The 23069-nt window shown below is 37.2% G+C and carries 20 protein-coding genes; 19 read left to right on the top strand and 1 reads right to left on the bottom strand.

Annotation, left to right across the window (positions count from 1 at the left end; translation table 11 throughout):
• Nucleotides 1-70: 70 nt before the first annotated feature.
• The 4 genes from B8955_RS05535 to B8955_RS05520 all read left to right on the top strand — a co-directional run bounded on the left by B8955_RS05535 (nucleotide 71) and on the right by B8955_RS05520 (nucleotide 4906).
• The gene (locus tag B8955_RS05535; RefSeq protein ID WP_159444439.1) at nucleotides 71-1093 is read left to right on the top strand and encodes a metallophosphoesterase; all 1023 of its coding nucleotides are present in this window, start codon (nucleotides 71-73) and stop codon (nucleotides 1091-1093) included.
• On the top strand, nucleotides 1093-2358 hold the full coding sequence (locus B8955_RS05530) for a DEAD/DEAH box helicase (protein WP_084099242.1): 1266 nt from the start codon (nucleotides 1093-1095) through the stop codon (nucleotides 2356-2358). Before B8955_RS05535 ends, B8955_RS05530 begins: the two co-directional genes overlap by 1 nt.
• A gap of 63 nt (nucleotides 2359-2421) precedes the next feature.
• The gene (glmU, locus tag B8955_RS05525; RefSeq protein WP_084099241.1) at nucleotides 2422-3798 is read left to right on the top strand and encodes a bifunctional UDP-N-acetylglucosamine diphosphorylase/glucosamine-1-phosphate N-acetyltransferase GlmU; all 1377 of its coding nucleotides are present in this window, start codon (nucleotides 2422-2424) and stop codon (nucleotides 3796-3798) included.
• Between the two features lie 109 nt (nucleotides 3799-3907).
• Nucleotides 3908-4906 carry a ribose-phosphate diphosphokinase gene (locus tag B8955_RS05520; protein WP_084099240.1) on the top strand — a complete coding sequence of 333 codons (999 nt, stop codon included), beginning with the start codon at nucleotides 3908-3910 and terminating at the stop codon, nucleotides 4904-4906.
• A gap of 170 nt (nucleotides 4907-5076) precedes the next feature.
• Here B8955_RS05520 and B8955_RS05515 read toward each other — a convergent pair whose 3' ends face one another.
• Nucleotides 5077-6033, bottom strand: coding sequence for an L-lactate dehydrogenase (locus B8955_RS05515; RefSeq protein WP_084099239.1), 957 nt, complete (start codon nucleotides 6031-6033; stop codon nucleotides 5077-5079).
• A gap of 137 nt (nucleotides 6034-6170) precedes the next feature.
• Between B8955_RS05515 and B8955_RS05510 the strand changes: the two genes are divergently transcribed.
• From B8955_RS05510 to rpsG, 15 genes are all read left to right on the top strand, one after another.
• Nucleotides 6171-6902, top strand: a complete 732-nt coding sequence (locus B8955_RS05510; RefSeq protein ID WP_200804273.1) for an NAD-dependent protein deacylase — start codon at nucleotides 6171-6173, stop codon at nucleotides 6900-6902.
• A 117-nt stretch (nucleotides 6903-7019) separates the two neighbouring features.
• On the top strand, nucleotides 7020-7580 hold the full coding sequence (gene pth, locus B8955_RS05505; RefSeq protein ID WP_084099237.1) for an aminoacyl-tRNA hydrolase: 561 nt from the start codon (nucleotides 7020-7022) through the stop codon (nucleotides 7578-7580).
• A gap of 20 nt (nucleotides 7581-7600) precedes the next feature.
• Nucleotides 7601-11176 carry a transcription-repair coupling factor gene (mfd, locus tag B8955_RS05500; RefSeq protein WP_084099236.1) on the top strand — a complete coding sequence of 1192 codons (3576 nt, stop codon included), beginning with the start codon at nucleotides 7601-7603 and terminating at the stop codon, nucleotides 11174-11176.
• A 5-nt stretch (nucleotides 11177-11181) separates the two neighbouring features.
• Nucleotides 11182-11442 (top strand): RNA-binding S4 domain-containing protein, encoded by a 261-nt coding sequence (locus B8955_RS05495; protein ID WP_084099253.1) that lies wholly within the window; start codon nucleotides 11182-11184, stop codon nucleotides 11440-11442.
• 81 nt (nucleotides 11443-11523) lie between these two features.
• A complete protein-coding gene (locus B8955_RS05490) occupies nucleotides 11524-11970 on the top strand; it encodes an FtsB family cell division protein (protein WP_084099235.1) in 447 nt (148 codons plus the stop codon).
• A 9-nt stretch (nucleotides 11971-11979) separates the two neighbouring features.
• Nucleotides 11980-12402: a S1 domain-containing RNA-binding protein gene (locus tag B8955_RS05485; protein WP_084099234.1), complete on the top strand. Its 423-nt coding sequence runs from the start codon at nucleotides 11980-11982 to the stop codon at nucleotides 12400-12402.
• 66 nt (nucleotides 12403-12468) lie between these two features.
• The gene (gene tilS / locus B8955_RS05480; RefSeq protein ID WP_159444438.1) at nucleotides 12469-13905 is read left to right on the top strand and encodes a tRNA lysidine(34) synthetase TilS; all 1437 of its coding nucleotides are present in this window, start codon (nucleotides 12469-12471) and stop codon (nucleotides 13903-13905) included.
• Nucleotides 13906-14021: 116 nt separating this feature from the next.
• Nucleotides 14022-14570, top strand: a complete 549-nt coding sequence (gene hpt, locus B8955_RS05475) for a hypoxanthine phosphoribosyltransferase (protein WP_084099232.1) — start codon at nucleotides 14022-14024, stop codon at nucleotides 14568-14570.
• Nucleotides 14571-14599: 29 nt separating this feature from the next.
• Entirely contained in the window at nucleotides 14600-16747 is a 2148-nt protein-coding gene (ftsH, locus tag B8955_RS05470) for an ATP-dependent zinc metalloprotease FtsH (RefSeq protein WP_084099231.1), read from the top strand.
• 106 nt (nucleotides 16748-16853) lie between these two features.
• Nucleotides 16854-17738, top strand: a complete 885-nt coding sequence (gene hslO / locus B8955_RS05465; protein ID WP_084099230.1) for an Hsp33 family molecular chaperone HslO — start codon at nucleotides 16854-16856, stop codon at nucleotides 17736-17738.
• Nucleotides 17739-17811: 73 nt separating this feature from the next.
• Nucleotides 17812-18735: a cysteine synthase A gene (gene cysK / locus B8955_RS05460; RefSeq protein WP_084099229.1), complete on the top strand. Its 924-nt coding sequence runs from the start codon at nucleotides 17812-17814 to the stop codon at nucleotides 18733-18735.
• A gap of 169 nt (nucleotides 18736-18904) precedes the next feature.
• A complete protein-coding gene (gene lysS / locus B8955_RS05455; protein WP_084099228.1) occupies nucleotides 18905-20419 on the top strand; it encodes a lysine--tRNA ligase in 1515 nt (504 codons plus the stop codon).
• 207 nt (nucleotides 20420-20626) lie between these two features.
• Nucleotides 20627-21838 carry a cation:dicarboxylate symporter family transporter gene (locus B8955_RS05450; RefSeq protein ID WP_084099227.1) on the top strand — a complete coding sequence of 404 codons (1212 nt, stop codon included), beginning with the start codon at nucleotides 20627-20629 and terminating at the stop codon, nucleotides 21836-21838.
• A gap of 262 nt (nucleotides 21839-22100) precedes the next feature.
• Nucleotides 22101-22514: a 30S ribosomal protein S12 gene (gene rpsL, locus B8955_RS05445; RefSeq protein ID WP_084099226.1), complete on the top strand. Its 414-nt coding sequence runs from the start codon at nucleotides 22101-22103 to the stop codon at nucleotides 22512-22514.
• A 22-nt stretch (nucleotides 22515-22536) separates the two neighbouring features.
• Nucleotides 22537-23007 carry a 30S ribosomal protein S7 gene (rpsG, locus tag B8955_RS05440; RefSeq protein WP_084099225.1) on the top strand — a complete coding sequence of 157 codons (471 nt, stop codon included), beginning with the start codon at nucleotides 22537-22539 and terminating at the stop codon, nucleotides 23005-23007.
• Nucleotides 23008-23069: the final 62 nt, after the last annotated feature.

Below are 23069 nucleotides of genomic sequence, written 5' to 3'. Positions count from 1 at the left end.
AAATGGGATGAGTATTTAATTTTTTCAAGATATGCTAAAATAAAGGAGATATTAAACAGGAGGGATGACGATGTCTAAACACCATTTCTTAAAAAAAGCATTGAGTTGGACAGCAGCCGGTGCAGGATTAGCCGCTTATGTATATTATCAAAATTACCATGTGAAACAAACAAACTATTATGTCGAAAGCCCAATCTTTACTGAAGATTTAAATGGTTATCGAATTGCGCAAATTTCTGACTTACATTACCCAGAACAACGGGTTTCACTTGATGATATTTTAAATCGTATCGATGAAATGAAGCCTAATTTAATTGTAATGACAGGAGATAATTTAGCGAAAAGTATTAAAGGATTCGATGAAAAAGAATGGTATGCTTTTGCTACAGCGTTAACACAAATGGCTCTGACTTATGCAGTTTCGGGAGAAAATGATCTTGTTAATCCATTAGGCAGACAAGCTGAACAAATGTTAACGAAGGCAGGGGCCACTTACTTAAATGATGAAGCAGTGACGTTAACGGCTCATGGCACACCTTTTGTATTAATGGGATTGATGGAAAAACCAACGAAACGTTTCTTAAAAGGGAATGCCTTACAATTTATTCACTTAACTCCCGAACAACAATCTTTACCTAAATTGTTATTGGCACATCATCCAGAAGCTTTCTTACGTTATCATGAAGATATAACGAAGTCACCAGATTTAGTATTTTCTGGTCATGCGCATGGGGGAGAAATTCGCGTGCCGCATTTTGGAGGAATTAAAGCGAAAAACCAAGGGACATTGCCGAAGTATACGGACGGCGTTTTCCATATTCCAGGCAGTCCAAATAAACAAATGGTTATTTCAACTGGAATTGCTCATGGAGAATTGCCCATTCGTTTAAATAACTGTCCAGAAATAGTAAACGTTGTGTTAACTGATTCACGCCAATCATTATCCGATAACCTTCAACAAGCAGTGGAAACGGAAACGGCATTAGACGGTGGTTATACAGTGACACGTTTACAAAATGATTATGAAGAACGTAAACGTGCGAAATATCAACAACACTCTCAAGAATCAGTTGAAGAAACGGAGTCATATTGATGCTAGAATTACACCCCGAATTACAACGAGTTTGGCAGCAGTTAGGTTTTAATCAACCGACTCCTATACAACAAGAAAGTTTTAAAACATTAGAATCTGGAGATGATGCGGTTTTATCTGCTCCCACAGGTTCAGGCAAAACACTTGCTTATGTCTTACCAAGTTTGAATCGTGTAGCAAAAAGTCAAGGCACGCAAATAATGATGGTGTTACCGTCTCAAGAACTTGCGGCTCAAGTCGGCGAAGCGATAAAACCATGGGCAGAGGCTTTGCATCTAAAAGTCGTTAAGCTAATCGGTGGCGCAAATATTAAACGCCAAATGGAAAAATTAAAAAAAGGACCAGAAATTGTCGTTGGAACTCCCGGGCGTTTAATCGAATTAATTAATAATAAAAAACTAAAAACACATCATTTAAAAATATTGATTTTAGATGAAGCAGATGTCTTATTAGATAATGAGCATTTACGTACAACGCAGGACATTATTCATGCACTGCCTAAATATCGGCAAACGATTTTAGCGTCTGCTACGATGACTAAGACAGGACGTCAAATTCCTGAAATAGTGACTGAGAGTCCTCAATGGTTTGAAGTTGAAGCATCTAGTCAAAATAATATTCGCTATACTTATTTACTAACACCTGTGCGAAAAAGAGATGACGTTTTACGCCGATTAGCTCAAGTAGAAGGTATGCAAGCTATTGTTTTTGTTCGGACAGTGGCAGATGTTGAAAAACTATACCAAAAATTAACGCATGCTCACGTGCCAACGAGTTATTTACATCGGAATATGGCAGGCCATTCGAAACAAGAACAGCTACAAACATTTAAAAATGATCTCACAACTTTCCTATTAACGACAGACGTTGCTGCTCGAGGTATGGATATTAGTGATTTACCAGCAGTGGTTGAATATGATCCAGCTGAAAATCGCGAGCAATATATTCATCGGAGTGGACGAACAGGACGGATGGGACAAGAGGGGTTAGTCATGTCCTTAGTTAACGAACGTAGTCTTCGTGACCTTCAACAGCTGGTTCCTTCTCGTTTAGACCAAGTCGTTCTTTATCAGGGGCAATTGTTGACGCCTGATGAACGTGAAAAGCAAAAAAGTGAGTCATCAGAATCGACACCGAATAAAAGTAAAAAGGGGAGTAGCCAACGGAAAAAAAGTGGCTCTTCTAATATAAATCCTGAAAAAAAAAGAAATAAAAAGAAAAATCGGCGACGTAAACAAAAAAATAAAGGAGCGCGTCGTAAGTAGTGGGCAAAAAAATCACGTTGTCATAAGTAAAAGATTACTAACAGAATGGAGTATTTATAGTATATGAAAAATCGTCATGCAATTATTCTAGCGGCAGGTAAAGGTACACGAATGAAGTCAGACCTGTACAAAGTGTTACACCAAGTTGCGGGCAAATCAATGGTAGAACATGTTGTTGATGCCGTAACAGAAGCAGGATTTGAAAAAATCATCACTATCGTAGGTTTTGGTGCAGAAATGGTGAAAGAACAGCTTGGCGAACGGTCTTCTTATTGTTTACAAGAAGAACAATTAGGAACGGGACATGCGGTTATGCAAGCTGAAGAGTTATTAGCAGATAAAGAAGGAGTCACCTTAGTCATCTGTGGGGATACTCCATTATTAACAGCCGAAACTTTAGACCGCTTAGTAGCTCTTCATGAAGAAGAACAAGCTAAAGCAACAGTATTAACTGCTAATGCTGATAACCCTAGTGGATATGGCCGTGTCATTCGGGATGCTTCTGGATATGTTCGTAATATTGTTGAAGAGAAAGATGCGAATGAAGCAGAACGTGCTGTACAAGAAATTAATACTGGAACTTATGTTTTCGATAATCAATTATTATTTGAGGCACTACATCAAGTAGGTAACGACAATGCCCAAGGGGAATATTATCTACCAGATGTTATTAGCATTTTACAAGCGCAAGGTGAACGTATTAGTGCGTACCAAATGGATGACTTGAATGAATCATTAGGTGTTAATGATCGGGTAGCATTAGCGAAAGCAAATCAATTATTCTTTAAACGCAATAATGAGAAACATATGCGTAATGGTGTGACAATTATTGATCCTGAGAATGTTTATATTGAAGCTAATGTTCAAATTGGGCCTGATACGATTATAGAACCTAATGTTCATATTAAAGGGGATACGACTATTGGTTCTCATGTTCGTTTGGGATCAGGAACTGTTGTTCGTGATAGCCAAATTGATGACTATGTCGAAGTTCGCTCATCTGAAATTGAACAAAGTCATGTATCAAAACATGCAGATGTTGGCCCTAATGCGCATTTGCGACCTAATTCTAATATTGGAGAGTCTGTGCATATTGGTAACTTTGTTGAAACGAAAAATGCTACCATTGGAAAAGAGACTAAAGTTGGTCATTTAACTTATATTGGAGATGCTGAATTAGGTGAACGGATTAATGTTAGCTGTGGTGTCATTTTTGCTAATTATGATGGGGTAAATAAAGCTAAGTCTGTAATTGGCGATGATAGCTTCATTGGATCTAATGTTAACTTAGTAGCTCCTGTTAACGTTGCTAGCCAAGCATTTATTGCTGCTGGATCAACGATTAATAAAGACGTTCCAAGTAAAGCCATGGGAATTGCCCGTGCCCGTCAAGAAAATAAAGAAGATTATTGGGACAAGTTACCCATTTCTAAAAAATAGAGCCGAACATTTGCAGAAAAACTTACTAAAATAATAAGCGTTTTATTTGATTTTATGTTAAGATTTAGATGGTAAAAAAATTTGCACATAAGTGGAGGTTATATTAAAAATGCAAGGTGAAGCTGTGGATCCAAATATTAAGATTTTTTCTTTGAATTCCAACCAAGAATTAGCCGAAAGAGTTGCACAATCAATTGGCGTTCCATTAGGTAAAGTTTCAGTTTCTCAATTTAGCGATGGTGAAATCAAAATTAATATTGAAGAATCCATTCGTGGAAATAATGTTTACATTATTCAATCAACATCAAGTCCAGTGAATGATCATTTGATGGAATTAATGATTATGATTGATGCGTGTCGTCGAGCAAGTGCAGAAACGATTAATGTGGTTATTCCATACTTTGGTTATGCACGTCAAGATAGAAAAGCAAAACCACGCGAACCAATCACTTCAAAATTAATTGCTAATATGATTGAATCAGCTGGAGCAACTCGTATTTTAGCTTTAGATTTACATGCTTCACAAATCCAAGGATTCTTTGATGTTCCAGTGGATCATTTGATGGGAGCACCATTACTTGCTAACTATTTCTTAAATGATGAGAAATTAGAAAAACAAGATATGGTCGTCGTTTCTCCAGACCACGGTGGTGTCACACGGGCACGTAAATTAGCTGAATTCTTAGATGCACCGATTGCTATTATCGATAAACGTCGTCCTGAAGCTAATGTTGCTGAAGTTATGAATATTGTTGGTAATGTTGAAGGACGTCATGCCATTATTATCGACGATATGATTGATACTGCAGGAACCATTACGTTAGCTGCTGAAGCATTAGAAGATGCTGGTGCTTTATCTGTAGTGGCTTGTTGTACTCACCCTGTTCTTTCAGGACCAGCGATTGAACGTTTAGATAACTCTGTATTACGTGAAGTGGTAGTAACAGATTCTATTCAATTACCTGAAGAAAAACGAATTGATAAAATTAAACAAGTTACTGTTGCTGAATTAATTGCTGAAGCAATTGTTCGTATCCATGAAAATCGTTCAGTTAGTCCATTATTTAACGAAAAATTTAAAGGACTTGAACACACAATTATTGACTAACCATTTAATGAAAAAGGCCACCTGATAGCGGGTGGCCTTTTTATATGAGAAAAAACGAGGTATTCGTTCAACATAAAGTAAAAAACCGAGACTAGGAATATCAGCATCCCCAGCCTCGGTTTTTAATTATAATAGAATCTGATAACAACAGTTTCTTTGCATGCTAATGATTAGTCTTCTAATTCAGCTAATGCTTCATCAAGAATTTTACGCATTTGTTTAGCAGAATCTTGGAATAATTGTAATTCGTGTTCACTTAATTCCATTTCGAAGGTGTTACGGATACCTTGATTATTAATAATTGAAGGTGCACCTAAGTAAATGTCATTAATACCGTATTCACCAGCTAAGTATGAAGAAACTGGTAGAATAGCATTTTCGTTATGTAGGATTGCTTTAAGGATACGGTTTAAAGCCACACCGATACCATAATGAGTGGCACCTTTTAATTTGATGATTTCATAAGCTTTATCGCGAACTTTGTAGAATTTTTCGATTAGTTCTTCTTCATCAACTGCTGAGTTTTCTTGAATCCAGTCATAAAGTTGTAAACCACCAACATTTGAACGAGACCAAGCGGCAAATTCAGTGTCACCGTGTTCACCTAAGATGTAAGCATGGACGTTACGTGAGTCAACATTTAATGTGTCAGCGATTTCTTGACGGAAACGTGCAGAGTCAAGCGTTGTACCTGAACCAATAACACGACTAGCAGGGAAACCTGAGAATTTCCAAGTCGCATAGGTTAAGATGTCGACTGGGTTAGTAGCAACTAAGAAGATACCTTGGAAGCCTGAGTCAACAACTTGTTGAACCATACCTTTAAAGATTTTCATGTTTTTGCTTACTAAGTCTAAACGTGTTTCACCAGGTTTTTGAGCAGCACCAGCAGTGATAACAACAACGTCAGCATCTTTACAGTCAGGATAGTCTGCTTTGTAAACATGTTTTGGATGAGTATAAGCAAGAACATCGATCAAGTCAAGAACGTCCCCTTGAACGCGGTCTTCGTTTAAATCGATAATTCCTAGTTCTTGTCCAACACCTGATGATAGAACATTTGCAAAAGCAAAACTTGAACCTACTGCACCATCACCAATTAAAATAACTTTTTGAGTTTCAGCCATCAGTCATTCCTCCACTTTCTGACAAAATGTGAATTTCAATACAAATCTAATCATATCATGAAAGGGTATAATTTAAAACATGAGGAAAACGTATTCATTGCTGAAATCATGTATAATAGTAGGAGGAGGCGATAATAATGGACAAGATTGAAACATTGAAAGATTGGATAAAGCATGCTCACCATATTGCATTTTTTGGTGGAGCAGGTGTATCAACAGAATCCGGAATTCCAGACTTTCGCTCAGCAGAGGGAATTTATAATCAACCGACTGGGCAACATTTGTCTGCTGAGATGATTATCTCAGCACCGTTTTTTAATCAAGATCCAAAAACCTTTTTTGACTTTTATTTTGATAATTTAGTACTTCCTAATGTCTCTCCTAATACAACGCATAAATATTTGCGACATTTAGAACAAGAAGGAAAACGCGTATCCGTCATCACTCAAAATATCGATTCTTTACATGAACAAGCGGGCAGTCAAGAAGTGTATCACTTACATGGTTCAGTTGGAGATAATTATTGTTTAACGTGTGGTAAACACTATACTCTAGATGAATTGGAAAAAGATGCTGATGGCATTCCAAGGTGTCCTGAAGACCAAGGAATCGTTCGTCCAGCTATTACGTTATACGGTGAACAGTTACCAGAAGCAGATGTAACTGGTGCGATTATGAGTTTACGTTCTGCTGATTTATTGATTGTTGCAGGTACGTCTTTACAAGTTTATCCAGCAGCTGGATTTATTGATGAATTTCACGGAGATAAAGTGGCAGTGATTAATCAAACAGCTATTCCGATGCATCGTCCAAATCAACTTGTTTTTCAATCGAAACTTGGTGATGTCATGAAAGAATTAGTAGAGTAAAAAATTGAGAAATCCATTTAAATTAGCTATAATGAACTGATATTAGCAAGTATATGGAGTGAAAATGGGCATGGTTATCAACCGGTCCCTTTTTTGCGTGTCTGAGGAGGTAATGAAGTGAAACTTATTGTCGGTTTAGGAAATCCAGGGAAAAAATATTTCAATACAAAACATAATGTTGGTTTTATCGTGTTAGATCAATGGGCACAATCCCATGGGGAAGCTTTTAATCAATCGAAGTTTGATGGGGAATATTTCGAAACGATGGTTAATGGTGAGAAAGTGATGTTTCTTGAGCCACAAACATATATGAACTTATCTGGCGAAAGTGTTATCCAAGTGATGAATTATTATCATTTAACTCCAGAAGATGTTTTAATTGTATATGATGATATGGATATGGTGCCTGGGAAAATTCGGTTACGATTAAAAGGTAGCGCTGGTGGTCATAATGGTATGAAAAATATTATTCAGCATACTAAAACCCAAAATGTTCAACGATTAAAAGTAGGAATTGGAAGACCAGAACCTTACCATACGGTGGTCGATCATGTTCTAACACCGTTTCCTAAAAAAGATCAAGAAGCGATGTTAGATGGTGTCGAACAAGCAATTGATGCGATTGACTATTGGCTTTCAGGTGAAACGTTTGAAAATACGATGAACCAATTTAATTAAAAGAAAGGGGACTTTTCGTGATGGATAGTCAGACATATCTGTTACAACAGACACCGAATAAACAGTTAGAGGAACAATTGCAAACCAATCAGTCTGTATTATATCTTGGGTTACAAGGCGCTGCTAAATCACTGTTAGCAGCTACTTTGTATGATCAAATGACTGAACGTAAATTGGTAATTGTTGCTGCGGATTCGATTCAAGCCGAACAGTATATCGATGATTTAGCCTCACTAAGTCCCGATACACCGCTATATTTATATAATGTTCCAGATAGTGTAGCGGCAGACTGGGCGATAGCTAGTCCAGAAGCTTTGAGTGAGCAGATTGAAGCTTTAGATTTTCTGCAAAATGATCAAGCAGAAGGTATCTGTGTCATCCCGTTATTAGGATTGAAAAAGCGGGTTACACCACCAGAAATTTGGCGAAATTTATCGCAAACTTATCAATTGAATGATGAAGTGGCTGCTCGAGATTTACTCGCTAATTTACTCGCCATGGGATATGAACGGGTATCAATGACAATGAAGCCTGGAGAAGTTAGTTTACGTGGAGATATTATTGACGTCTACCCATTAACAGCAGATGGGCCAATGCGTATCAGCTTAGGTTTTGATGAAGTTGAGCGCATTACATCAATTGATCCAGAAACTCAAAAATCAATTGAAGATAAAAAAAGTATTCATATTATCCCAGCACATACGTTTACCTATTCTAAAAGTACCTTACAAGAAAAAGCGCCTCAACTTGTTGATCAAATCACGCCGTTATTAAATCAAGCAGACGATGATGCAGTCAAAAAACAAATGATAAGTGTGATTGAGAATGAAGCGGCTGCCTGGGCAAATGGAGAAGAGACTCAGTGGACGAGATACTTACAAAGTTATATTTACGATGAAACAGCGACAATTGTCGATTATTTAAAAGAAGATGTGGTGATGGTAATTGATGATTATGCCCGCTTAGTCGAAAACGAGTTGTTGTTAGAAAATAATGTTCAAACCCATCTGCAATCATTAGCTGATTCTGGTCATTTGCCAAAACAACTTTCTTTATACGAAAATGCAAGAGAACAACTTAATCAATTTACTGGCCGTCAATTTTATTTAGCCACATTACAAAAAGGACTAGGACATTTAACCTTTGATGCGTTATATCAATTTCACACCCGTCCAGTAACAAACTTTTTTGAACAATCAGAAGTCATTAAAGTCGAATTTGAGGCATGGCAACGAACCAAACGTACCGTTGTTGTTTGGTTAAAAGATAATGCACAAGTCCGCCATTTTCAAAATCAATTACGGGATTTAGATATTCAAAGTGAAGCAACTGCTATTGATCAAATATTTCCGCAAAAAATTAATTTAGTAGTTGGTGGCTTAAGTAGTAGTATCGAATTTGTTCAAGAAAAAGTGGTCCATTTAGCTAGTCAAGATATTTTTAAAGAGAAAAAAAGACGTCGGCGTAGACAACCAAAACTGTCTAATGCGGAACGGCTAAAAAATTATCAAGAACTAGAGCCTGGCGATTATGTGGTTCATGTTAACCATGGGATTGGTCGATTTGTCGGGTTAGATACTATTACGATTGATGGTATTCATAATGATTACTTGTCTATTATGTTCGCTGATAACGCTTCTATACATGTTCCTATTGATCAACTACATCTGATTCAAAAATATGTATCTAGTGAAGGGAAAGAACCCAAACTTCATAAAATGGGAGGCACTAAGTGGGCTAAGACAAAACAAAAAGTGTCTTCTAAAGTAGAAGATATTGCTGATGAATTAATTGATTTATATGCTGAACGGCAAGCACAAAAAGGGTATGCATTTAGTGAAGATACGCCTGAACAAGCTGAGTTTGAAGCAGCTTTCCCATATACTGAAACTGAAGACCAAGTCCAATCTATTCAAGAAATGAAACAAGACATGGAAAAAGAACAACCCATGGATCGGCTGTTAGTAGGAGATGTTGGTTTCGGTAAGACAGAAGTCGCGATGCGAGGAATTTTCAAAGCGTTAATGGATGGAAAACAAACCGCTTTTCTAGTTCCAACGACTGTTCTGGCACAGCAACATTATGAAACGCTAATTGAACGTTTTGCTGATTTTCCTTTTCACATTGAATTACTCAGTCGTTTTCGTACGAAAGCCCAACAAAAGGAAGCGATTGACGGGTTAGCAAAAGGAAAAGTCGATATTATTGTTGGGACCCATCGTTTACTATCTAAAGACGTAAAATTCTTAGATTTAGGGTTACTAATCGTTGATGAAGAACAACGCTTTGGGGTTAAAGACAAAGAACGCTTGAAGGCATTAAAAGAAAATGTCGATGTACTTACTTTAACGGCAACACCAATACCACGAACGTTGAATATGTCAATGCTAGGTGTGAGAGATTTATCTGTTATTGAAACACCTCCTGCTAACCGTTTCCCAGTCCAAACATTTGTGATGGAACAACATTATGGGGCAATCACTGATGCAATTTCACGTGAAATTATGCGTGGAGGTCAAGTCTTTTATTTATTTAATAATGTCCGAGATATTGAAAAGAAAGCTAGTGAACTACAAGACTTAGTTCCTGATGCTCGTATTGGGATTGCTCATGGACAAATGACGGTATTACAGTTAGAGACGGTTATGATGGCGTTTGTTGAAGGTGAATATGATGTTTTAGTAACGACAACGATTATTGAAACGGGTGTCGATATTCCAAATGCGAACACGTTAATTGTGGAAAATGCAGATCGAATGGGCTTATCGACTCTTTATCAGTTACGTGGACGAGTTGGACGGAGTAGTCGGGTGGCGTATGCTTACTTTATGTATCGACCAGAACGTATGTTGAGCGAAGTCAGTGAGAAACGACTAGCTGCCTTACGAGATTTTACTGAATTAGGTAGTGGGTTTAAGATTGCTATGCGTGACTTATCGATTCGCGGTGCCGGTAATCTACTTGGTAAACAACAGCACGGTTTTGTTGACTCGGTAGGATTTGACCTGTATTCGCAAATGTTAAATGAAGCTGTTGCCCGTAAACAAGGGAAAAAACCACAAGAGAAACCGCAAGATGTGGAAATTGACTTACAAGTGGATGCATATATTCCAGAGTCATATATTGCCGATTCTAAACAAAAAATAGAAATCTATAAACGCGTGAATACCATTACCGATCAAGATGCCATGTGGGACTTAGACGATGAATTGATGGACCGCTTTGGCGAACCGCCAGTAGAAGTACAGTTATTATTACAAGTAGGTGCCATTAAGTCATACGCACAAAATACGAGAGCTATTATGATTAAACGAGTGCGCAAAAATATTGCCATTACGTTTACTTCAGGGATTGATCAGAGTGTATGGACACCGGCTATTTTTGAAGCATTAGAAGATATTCCATTACAATTACAAATCAAAGAAGTTGATGGGCAATTGCAAATGAACTTAGGCATTAAGCAACGACAAACCGAAGAATGGTTAGACGATATTTTACAATTCTTTAGTCGCTTTAATCGCCTAATTAAAAAACAAGGTTTGGCGATTAATAGTGAGGAAGACGATAGAGAAGATAACGAAGGAGATGAGGCGTAATGTCTATGCGTTTAGATAAATTTTTAAAAGTAGCACGTATTATTAAACGACGGACCGTTGCTAAAGAAGTGGCTGATAAAGGACGTGTCGAAGTGAATGGTCGCGTAGCTAAATCTGGAACAGCGGTAAATGTTGGTGATGAGATCAAAATTGCATTTGGTAACAAAGATTTTGTCATTCGCGTCGATGAAATTAAAGATTCCACGAAAAAAGACGAAGTGAGTGAGATGTTTACAGTCTTAGAAGAAACCTACAAGGAAAGATAATTTATGAAAGAGGATAGCCAATAATTATAAATATTGGTATAATCAAAGCAACTTATAAAGTTTGAGTGGAAAGGAGCGTTTATGCCAAAATCAAGTAGCAATGTTGTCCCAATGAAGAAAAAATCATGGCGACAACGTTTATTTAAACGTCATCCCAAAACAAAAAAAGAAAAATTACATGATGCATTGATTTTATTCATAATGGGTACCTTATTTCTGTATGGAGCATTCGCAGTAATAAAAAGTGTTCAAATCAATCAAGAACAGAAGCGATTAGCTGAACAAGTTGAGGTCAAAAAAGATGTTGTTGCCGGGGAAGAGAAAGCAATTGCTAATTTAGAAAATCAAGTATCTTTATTAAAAGATGATGATTATATTGCCAAATTAGCTCGTAGTCGTTACTATTTAAGTAAAGATGGCGAAATGATTTTTAGCTTGCCTGAAGATAATGACTCTAAGCAAGCCAAACAATTGAATAAAACGTTGCAAGAAAAAGAACCGTCCAATCAGGCGGAACAAGGAGGATAATTTAGATTCATGGCAATTGAAGTCGGTCAAAAGTTAACGGCTACGGTAACAGGAATTAAAAAGTTTGGAGCTTTTGTTGATTTAGGTGATGACAAAAGTGGGCTAGTGCACATTTCAGAAATTTCTAATGATTATGTAAAAGATATTCATGACATTTTAGAAGTTGGTCAGAAAGTTGATGTTTTAGTAACTAATATCGCTGAGGATGGTAAGATTGCATTATCGATGAAAAAATTAGAAGAACCAACGAAGCGTTCAACTGAAACAGTACATCGTCCATCGCATCAGTCAGCGCCAAAACATTCAAAACAAAGCACTCAAGATTTTGATGCAATGATGAATGTATTCTTAAAAGATAGTGATGCACGGTTAACGTCGCTAAAACGTAATACAGAAGGTAAACGTGGCGGTCGTGGAGGCCGTAGAAACTAAAAATGATAGGCAGTACGGAGAGGCTAGGAAATTCCTTGCCTCTTTTGTTTCGAAATGAGGGATGATATGCCAAATGACCGATTAATCCAACAAACCCAAACGTGGTTAGTTCAGCATGTTCCAAATTGGAATCAAACCACGTATTTACTGGCTGTCTCAGGTGGCGTTGATTCGATGGTGTTACTCCATGTCTTTTTAAAATTGCGAGAGGAATTTGCGATTTCATTTCATGTAATGCATATTAATCATCAACTTCGAGAGGCTTCTCAAACAGAACAAGCATTTATGATGCAATTTTGTGAGGAGCATCATATTCCTTTAGCCGTAAGAATTTGGCAACATCCACCATTAACCAGTCAAATAGAGGTGCTTGCTCGACAATTTCGTTATGCGAATTTTAAACGATATATGCAAGAGCAAGATATTCATTATTTAGTGACGGCTCATCATAAAAATGATCAAGCTGAAACTTTTTTAATGCGAGCGATTGATGGACACCGGGTGAGTCGTTTAGGTGGTATTGCACCTAAACGTAATTTATCCCAATCTTCATTAATGTGTTTACGTCCATTTCTAAGTCAAGATAAGGATAGCTTATATGCTTATGCCAAAAAACATAAGGTTCCATTTTATGAAGATGTGACCAATCATGATTTAGATTATCAGCGTAATCGCATGCGTCATCAAATTTTACCTATGTTGACTGAAGAGAATAGTGAAGCAGTCGAACATATTGCAACTACAGCCCAAGAATTACAAGCAATGAATCGTTTTGCGATGTTGGGGATGGAAAATTTTTTACGCGATGTGATTACTAAAACGGATAATGGCGTACAAGTGGATATCTCAAGTTGGATTCATCTCCCTGATCGTGAGCCTCATCTCTTATTGCAGTATCTATTTCAATATAGTCAAATAACGGCTTTGGATGCTTTTCCCAAGAAAGCTTTTGATGATTTAGTTGTTTTTTTACAGACAACTAGTCAAGGGGAATGGACATTACCAGGAGGCTATCGATTACTGAAACAGTATGATTATATTCATATCGTTCATGAGGAAGACATTGAGAAATTATTTTCCCAAGAATCGAGAGACCAATCTGTATTACTTAATCATTGGTATTGTTTCGCTAATGACCAAAAAGTAGGTATATTTGATGATTGGCCTAAAAAGTTGATGACATCAAGTATGAATAGAGAGATTTTAAGTTGTCAGCTTCGTTCATTAAGTAATGGGTCAAGTAATGTGAATGAGTGGCAATGGCGTCAACGTCAACCAGGTGATTATATTCGATTGACAAATGGCCATCGACAAAAAGTACGTCGCTATTTTATTAATCAGAAATGGCCACAAGTCGATCGCGAAAACGCGCAATTTCTTGTACATAGTAGGGGAGAAATTGCTTTGATTATCATCGATAATGAGATAAAATATCGACATCCTAATTTTAAAAGACTTGGTCATCCAACGGTAGACGATATAAGAATTTATTTAGTTTTATAATTAGACTTTCACAATTAAGAAAAAATGTTAAAATGAAATGTATGACTAATTCGAAAAACTAGTAACACTATTAGTGTTTTGCTAGAATTGAAAGAGAAATGAGGAGGAGTCCTTCCATGAATCCTGATATTGAAGATATTTTAATTTCTGAAGAAGAGATTGCTTCAGCCGTTAATCGTTTAGGAGAACAACTAACGACTGAATATGCGGGTAAAAATCCGTTAGTGGTTTGTATTTTAAAAGGGTCTGTACTATTTTTGTCTGATTTAGTAAGAGCAATGGATTGTCCCTTAGAATTAGATTTTATGGATTTATCTAGTTACGGGGGAGGCATGGAGTCTTCTGGTCAAGTACGGATTTTGAAAGATTTAGATACTGATGTTTCTGGGCGTGATGTCTTAATTGTTGAAGATATTGTCGACACAGGAAATACGTTATCTAAAATCTTTAACTTATTTGAACAACGGAATGCTGCTTCAGTGAAAGTAGTCACTTTCTTGAATAAACCTGAACGGCGAACAGCTGATGTTAAGGTTGATTATGTTGGCGTCGAAATTCCTGATAAATTTGTTGTTGGATATGGAATGGACTTTGATGAACAATATCGCGGTCTTCCTTATATTGGAATTTTGAAACCAAGTGTTTATTCACATTTGTTTAATTAACACAATTTAGATTAGAACGGAGATAGTCAATGCAAAGAAAACAACCCAAACGGCCAAATAACTTTTTGAAGAATGGGTTCTTATGGGTGCTTGTCTTCTTAGCCTTATTAGGGATTGTTCATGCCCTTACAAATGGTAATGATTCGACAGGTACAGAAGAGCTCACTCAGAGTGAATTTGTCCAAAAACTAGAAGATAAAAAGATTCAAAAATTCTCCTTACAGCCTAAAGCAGGAGCATATGAAATTTCTGGGGAATATCGTGAATCTAATGATAATGATAAATCTGATGAAGAGACATCTAATGGATTACCAATTTTTAGTGACAAAGAGGCAGACGATGCTCAACAATTTGTGACAAATATTTTACCAAATGATGCGACATTATCAGATATTTCTAATAAAGCTCAAGATACAGATACCGATATGGTAACGATTGAAGAAGACCAATCAGGTATGTGGCTAAGTATATTGGTTTCAGTCATCCCTATTATTTTCTTTATCGTTATTATGTATACGATGTTTAACCAAACTCAAGGTGGCGGACGTAACAATCCAATGTCTATGGGTAAATCACGTGCAGTTGATCAATCAAAACAAAACGTGAAAGTTCGCTTCTCTGATGTTGCTGGAGCAGATGAAGAGAAACAAGAGTTAGTAGAGATTGTCGATTTCTTAAAAGATGCGACGAAATATCAAAAATTAGGTGCCAGAATTCCTAAAGGGGTGCTATTAGAAGGCCCTCCAGGAACCGGTAAAACCCTCTTAGCGAAAGCTGTTGCAGGTGAAGCAGGGGTTCCATTCTATTCTATTTCTGGATCTGAATTTGTTGAAATGTTTGTTGGTGTCGGGGCCAGTCGTGTTCGTGATCTATTCGAAAATGCGAAGAAAAACGCACCAGCTATTATTTTTATCGACGAAATTGATGCTGTTGGACGTAAACGGGGACCTGGTACAGGTGGTGGTCACGATGAACGTGAACAAACCTTAAACCAACTATTAGTTGAAATGGATGGATTTACTGACAAAGATAATGTCATTGTTATGGCAGCAACTAACCGTTCAGACGTATTAGACTCAGCTCTACTTCGCCCCGGACGATTTGACCGACAAATTTTAGTGGGACGTCCAGATGTTAAAGGTCGTGAAGCCATCCTTAAAGTCCATGCACGTGGCAAACAATTAGCAAGTGATGTTGACTTAAAAGCATTAGCACAACAAACACCTGGTTTTACAGGTGCAGAACTAGAAAACGTCTTGAATGAAGCGGCTTTAGTTGCAGCTCGGATTGATAAAAAAGCGATTGATATGTTAGATATCGATGAAGCGCAAGACCGAGTGATTGCTGGTCCTGCTAAGAAAGATAAAGTCATTTCAAAACGCGAACGAGAAATGGTTGCTTTCCATGAGGCCGGACATACAATTGTTGGTATGGTATTAAGCGATGCTCGCGTGGTTCATAAAGTAACCATTGTTCCGCGTGGTAAAGCGGGTGGTTATGCGATTATGCTACCTAAAGAAGACCAATTCTTGTATACGAAGAAAGACCTTCGCGAACAAGTGGTCGGATTATTAGGTGGACGCGCCGCAGAACAAGTGGTTTTCAATACGCAAACTTCAGGAGCTTCTAATGACTTTGAACAAGCGACAGGTATTGTTCGTAGTATGATTACGGAATATGGAATGAGTGATTTATTAGGAACGGTAAGTTACGAAGGTAACCATTCAATGCGTGGTGCAGCAACTGGTTATGCTGATGGTAAATCTTACTCAGATCATATTGCTGCTCAAATCGATAATGAAGTTCGTGAATTCATGGATGATTGTTTAGCTGAAGCACAAAATATTTTAATTAAACATCGTGAACAGTTAAATCTAATTGCCGAAAAACTATTAGAACTTGAAACGTTAGATGCTCGTACAATTAAAAGTTTATTCGAGACTGGCGAAATGCCTGATGAAGACGAAGATCGTCTTGAAACAGAATCTGACGCTAAAAGTTATGATGAAGTCAAACGTGATTTGCAACGTCAATTACAAAATCGTCAAGAAGATGAAGCCAAACAGTCAAAAGAAAGCACAGATGATTCCACAGAAGTAGAAACAGAATCTACTGAAGTAGATGACTCTGGAGATGACGATACGGATTCAAATCATCGCGATGAACCGAATGATTAAAATTAAGTTAGCAAAATAAAAAGTTGAAATAAGGACTTTGCTCATGGTTTGAATGAAAAGTACATGATCAAAAGTCCTTATTTTCGTTAGCGATAAAGGAGATATTATGAGTAAAGAATTAATTAAAGCCATTGCATTTGATAATACGATTCGAATTGCTGCAGTCGATGCGACAGAAGTCGTGCGTGAAGCGCAACGAGCACATGATACATGGCAAGCATCTACTGCTGCTTTAGGACGAACATTAGCCGCTGGATTGTTATTTGGTTCAGATATTAAAGATGATGCGCGATTAGCGATAAAAATTGCTGGTGATGGACCGGCAGGAAAAATTGTGGTCATGGCTGATGGCTCAGGTGAAGTTAAGGGGTATGTGGATCAACCGCATATTAGCTTACCTGAAAATGACCAAAATAAAATTGATGTTAAAGGGGCAGTTGGAACTAACGGAATGGTGACAGTAACGAAAGATTTAGGGTTAAAAGAACCATTCTCTGGACAGTCACCAATTGTATCTGGAGAAATTGCTGAAGATTTAACCTATTACTTAACAGTCTCTGAGCAAACGCCTTCTGCTATGGGACTGGGTGTCTTAGTCAATCCTGATGAGTCGGTTGAAAATGCTGGTGGATGGATGATTCAAGTAATACCAGATGCGAGCGAAGAAACGATTGAACAAGTGGAGACAGCTGTTGCTAATGTGCCAGCTATTACAACGATGTTAAGTGAAGGTAAAACAGCGACTGAGATTATTTTTGAGTTACTAGGTGAAGAAAATGTTAAAATTTTAGATGAACGGTCAGTAGCCTTTAAATGTGATTGCTCTAAAGCACACTTTGCTAGAGGATTAGCGACGCTCCCTGTTGAAGACTTAGATACGATTATTGAGGAAGACGGTGAAGCAGAAACCGTTTGTCACTTCTGTAATCAAGCATATCATTACAGTAAAGAAGAATTAGAAGCGATTCGCGAAGAAGCTAATCATAAATAAGCAAATAATTTTGTCCCTTTCGGTTGTTGGTTTATGATAGTAATAACCAATAACTGAAAGGGGTTTATTTTTAATGACTAAAATTTATGATAATATCACCGAATTAATTGGCGATACTCCAATGTTAAAATTACAACGTTCATTGCCTCAAGATGCAGCTGATGTCTATGTTAAATTAGAATCATTTAACGCTGGAGGTAGTGTTAAAGATCGTATCGCATTAAATATGATTGAAGTGGCTGAACAAGAAGGTAAAATTAAACCTGGCGATACTTTAGTAGAAGCCACATCAGGAAACACAGGTGTTGGTATTGCATTAGTTGGTGCGGCTAAAGGATATAATGTTGAAATCTTTATGCCAGAAACAATGACAAAAGAACGCCAAGATTTAATGCGTGCTTATGGTGCTAAAATTAATTTAACACCTGGTGATGGTGGTATGAAAGAAGCGATTGCTCAAGCTGAAGCATTAGCTAAAGAAGATGGATACGTAATGTTATTCCAATTCGATAACCTAGCTAACCCAGCTGTCCATGAAGCAACTACTGGACCAGAAATTATCCAAGCGTTAGATGGCGCACCTGATGCCTTTGTAGCTGGTGTTGGTACTGGGGGAACATTAACAGGTGCTGGCCGTGCCTTACGTCAAGTAAATAAAGATGTTCAATTATATGCTGTTGAACCACAAGAATCAGCGGTATTAAGTGGTAACGAACCTGGTAAACATGGTATCCAAGGTTTAGGTGCTGGATTCGTACCTAGCGTACTAGATACTGAAATGTATAATGAAATTATTCAAGTATCTACTGATAAAGCGCGTGAAGCAGCTCGTGAAATTGGTATTAACGAAGGATTATTAGTTGGTGTTAGCTCAGGTGCTGCTATTGCCGGTGCCATTGAAGTGGCTAAACGTTTAGGAAAAGGTAAAAAAGTTGTTGTCGTTGCACCAGATACTGGTGAACGTTACTTATCAACTGGTCTATTTTCTGAACAATAAAATAATGAATATCTGAGGTAGCTTAGGCTACCTCTTTTTTATTTGCAAAAAATACCAGGCTTTCTTTTTAACTAGTAGTTTGTTAAAATAAATGCCGTACGACTACAATTTTGCCTGTTTTTTTGATATTAAATAAAAACAGATAAATAAACGGATTGGAGAGAGTAGTATGTCAGATGAAACACAACAACATGGCATCGACGAATTGAATGACCAATTAAGAGTTCGTCGAGAAAAAATGGAAGAACTACGTGAAAATGGAATTGATCCGTTCGCATCAGGTTTTGAACGTGAGGATCTTGCTGAGGATTTACAAGCTAAGTACGAAGCATTTGATAAAGAAACGTTAGCTGAAAAAACGACTGAAGCGGTTATTGCTGGACGTTTAATTTCAAAACGGGGAAAAGGAAAAGCAGGTTTTGCTCATCTTCAAGATATGTCTGGCCAAATTCAAATTTACGTTCGTAAAGATGAAATCGGAGAAGAGCCTTTCCAATTAATTTGGAAGAAAGCTGACTTAGGAGATATCATTGGTGTCCGCGGTTCATTAATGCGTACGAACACTGGCGAATTAACTGTTCGTGCTAAAGAATTAAAACACTTGACGAAAGCCTTACGTCCTTTACCAGATAAATATCATGGATTAAATGATGTTGAGCAAATTTACCGTCATCGTCATTTAGACTTGATTTCAAACCGTGATAGTTTTGATCGCTTTAAAAAACGGTCTCAAATTATTCGTGAAGTCCGTCGTTATTTAGATGATCAAGGGTACTTAGAGGTAGAAACGCCAACGTTACATAATATTGCTGGTGGTGCCAATGCACGTCCGTTTATTACCCATCATAATGCATTAGATATAGAACTTTATATGCGTATCGCCCTTGAACTACACTTAAAACGTTTAGTCGTTGGTGGTATGGAAAAAGTCTATGAAATTGGTCGTGTATTCCGTAATGAAGGAATTGACACCACTCATAACCCAGAATTTACAATGATTGAGGTTTATACTGCTTATACCGCAATGTATGACATTATGGACTTAATTGAAGGATTATTCCAACATGTTGCAGAAAAAGTATTGGGAACCACAAGCATCACGTATGATGGCCAACCTATTGAATTAGGCGGTAAATGGGCACGTGTACATATGGTGGATGCCGTAAAAGAAGCGACTGGAGTCGACTTCTGGCAAGAAATGACTGATGAAGAAGCACGTGAATTAGCAAAAGAACATCATGTTGAAGTTGATGATCATGCATCATTTGGACATGTCGTTAACGAATTCTTTGAAACATTTGTTGAAGATAAATTAATTCAACCAACCTTTATTTACGGTCACCCAACAGCTGTTTCACCATTAGCACGTAAAAATGAAGAAGATCCTCGTTTTACAGATCGTTTTGAACTCTTCATTGTTGGAGCTGAATCCGGTAATGCCTTTACCGAGTTGACAGACCCAATCGATCAACGTGAACGTTTTGAAGCCCAAATGGCTGAGAAAGAATTAGGTAATGATGAAGCTCATCCACTAGATGAAGATTTCTTACAAACTCTAGAATCAGGTATGCCACCAACTGGAGGATTAGGAATCGGAATCGACCGAATGGTAATGCTATTGACGGATGCTCAATCTATTCGTGACGTTTTACTATTCCCAACACTTCGTAACACTGAAGACTAATTAATTATACGGTAAGTAATTAAGAGGTTGGATAACTCCCAGCCTCTTTTTTTGTGCACTAAAAAAAGTAATTATAGAAAAATAACTGACTTAAACAGTAATTGTCAGAATTTATCTTGCAAATTAAAAAAACTTGTCATAAGATTAAAAAATATAAAAAATAAATAGTGAAGCAATCGCTAGCTATAAAAGATATGGAGGATTATTATGCGAAGAAAAAAATTACGCTTTGGGCTAATTCAGAAATTATTACTTGCTATTTTTCTTGGTGTTGTATACGGACAACTTAAGTTTTTACCGTTAATCTTTTTTGAGATTCCGGTGACTATCTCCACCTTTTTTAGCGCCTTATTAAACTTTATTATTCCACTAATGGTTGTCGCATTTATTGTTATGGGAATCGCCGATTTAACAGAAGGTGCTGGAAAACTATTAGGGATAACAACAGGGATTGCTTATGTTTCTACAATTATTGGGGGAGTGTCAGCACTATTTATAGTTAGACAAATTTTCCCTCTGTTTATCAATGAAAAAGCGGCTAATATCGGGGAAATGGAGTCATTAGTTAAGCCGATTTTTGAGATTCCAATTGAGCCGTTACTAGATGTTACATCAGGGATTGTTTTTGCATTTATGTTTGGGTTAGGAATCTCTTACTTGAGACAACATAGTAAACGTCACGGTGATGCTATATATAACGTGTTTAGTGATTTCTCAGATATTATTTCTTATTTATTAGGTCACTTAGTGGTACCAGGTATTCCAATTTTTGTTTTTGGTAATTTTGTTAATATGTCTTACTCAGGTAGCGCATTTAATATTTTATCGGTGTTTTGGAAAGTTTACTTGGTAATATTAATTTTACATTGGGTATTTGTCTTTATTTGGTTCTGCATTGCCGGAGCGTATACTGGTAAGAGCCCAATTAAACTGATTAAAAATCAGATTCCTGGTTACTTAACAGCTGCCGCGACGCAATCGTCAGCAGCGACTATTCCAGTCAATTTATCAATTGCTGAGAAGAACGGCGTATCAGAAAAAATACGGAATTTCGTTATTCCTTTCTGTGCAACGGCCCATATTATTGGTAGTGTGATGACGATTGTTTCAATTATTTACGCTGTCTTGTTATTAAATGGTATGCCAACCGGATTAGATAAGTTTATTCCATTTATTTTTACCTTAGGAATTGCAATGGTGGCTGCACCTGGAGCACCAGGTGGTGGTATTATGAGTACATTACCTTATATTGGTATGGTCGGATTAGATCCAAGCGGAACGATCGCCAGTTTATTAATTTCACTTTATATGACACAAGATAGCTTTGGTACAGCTGCAAACGTCTCAAGTGATAATGCGATTGCTTTAGTTATTGATAAAATCTATCGTACAAAATTAGCAAAATCTGATACAGAATAGATAGAAAAAGGATTAACTGCTAGGTTAATCCTTTTATTATGCGAAAAAACTCTAAAAAAGATTTGACTCTGTGTAACCATCGTGATATGCTTTTAAAGGTGCTTTTTGTATACAGATTCCTGTAAACAAAAGAAACAGTCGTGCTGACTGGTATACAGGGCACAAATAAAAGAATATTTATTCTTTTTTTCTTTTTTGAAAAAAAGGGCACACCCGGAAGTGTGGATTAAATAACCCGTAAAGGAAAAGGAGGAAATAGTAAATGCCTACTATTAATCAATTGGTACGTAAACCTCGTAAAAGCGCTAGTAGTAAATCTGATTCACCAGCGTTAGGTAAAGGTTACAACTCAATGAAGAAAAAATTCACCAATAATAACTCTCCACAAAAACGTGGAGTATGTACACGTGTCGGAACAATGACACCTAAAAAACCGAACTCAGCGTTACGTAAATACGCACGTGTTCGTTTATCAAACATGATTGAGGTAACTGCTTATATCCCAGGTATCGGTCACAACTTACAAGAACACAGTGTTGTTTTAATTCGTGGTGGTCGTGTAAAAGACTTACCAGGGGTACGTTACCATATCGTACGTGGTGCACTAGATACTGCTGGTGTACAAGACCGTATGCAAAGCCGTTCTAAATACGGTGCTAAAAAACCTAAAAACTAAAAAAGCGAAAGGAGGAGCTTAAATGCCTCGTAAAGGACATGTGGCAAAACGTGAAGTGTTGCCAGACCCAATTTATAACTCAAAATTAGTCACTCGTTTAATCAACCGTATCATGGTAGATGGTAAACGTGGTGTTGCAGCAACTATTTTATACAATGCATTTGAAATGATTAAATCTGAAACTGGAAATGATCCAATGGAAGTTTTCGAACAAGCATTGGAAAATATCTCACCAGTATTAGAAGTTAAAGCTCGTCGTGTTGGTGGATCTAACTACCAAGTACCTATGGAAGTTCGTCCAGAACGTCGTCAAACTTTAGCTTTACGTTGGTTAGTAAATTACGCTCGCCTTCGTGGTGAAAATACAATGGAATTACGTTTAGCACGTGAAATCATGGATGCAGCTGATAACACAGGTGCAGCTGTTAGAAAACGTGAAGAAGTACATCGTATGGCTGAAGCTAACAAAGCTTTTGCTCACTTCCGTTGGTAATACGTTATTTAGGAAGAAACTATTTTACGTTTGATAATTGTTTCAAGTCATATATAATAGGC

It is taken from the genome of Aerococcus suis (assembly GCF_900176325.1).
Lineage (GTDB): Bacteria > Bacillota > Bacilli > Lactobacillales > Aerococcaceae > Aerococcus > Aerococcus suis.
Note: the sequence above shows the minus strand (reverse complement) of the source record. Positions and strands in the feature narration are given on the sequence as shown.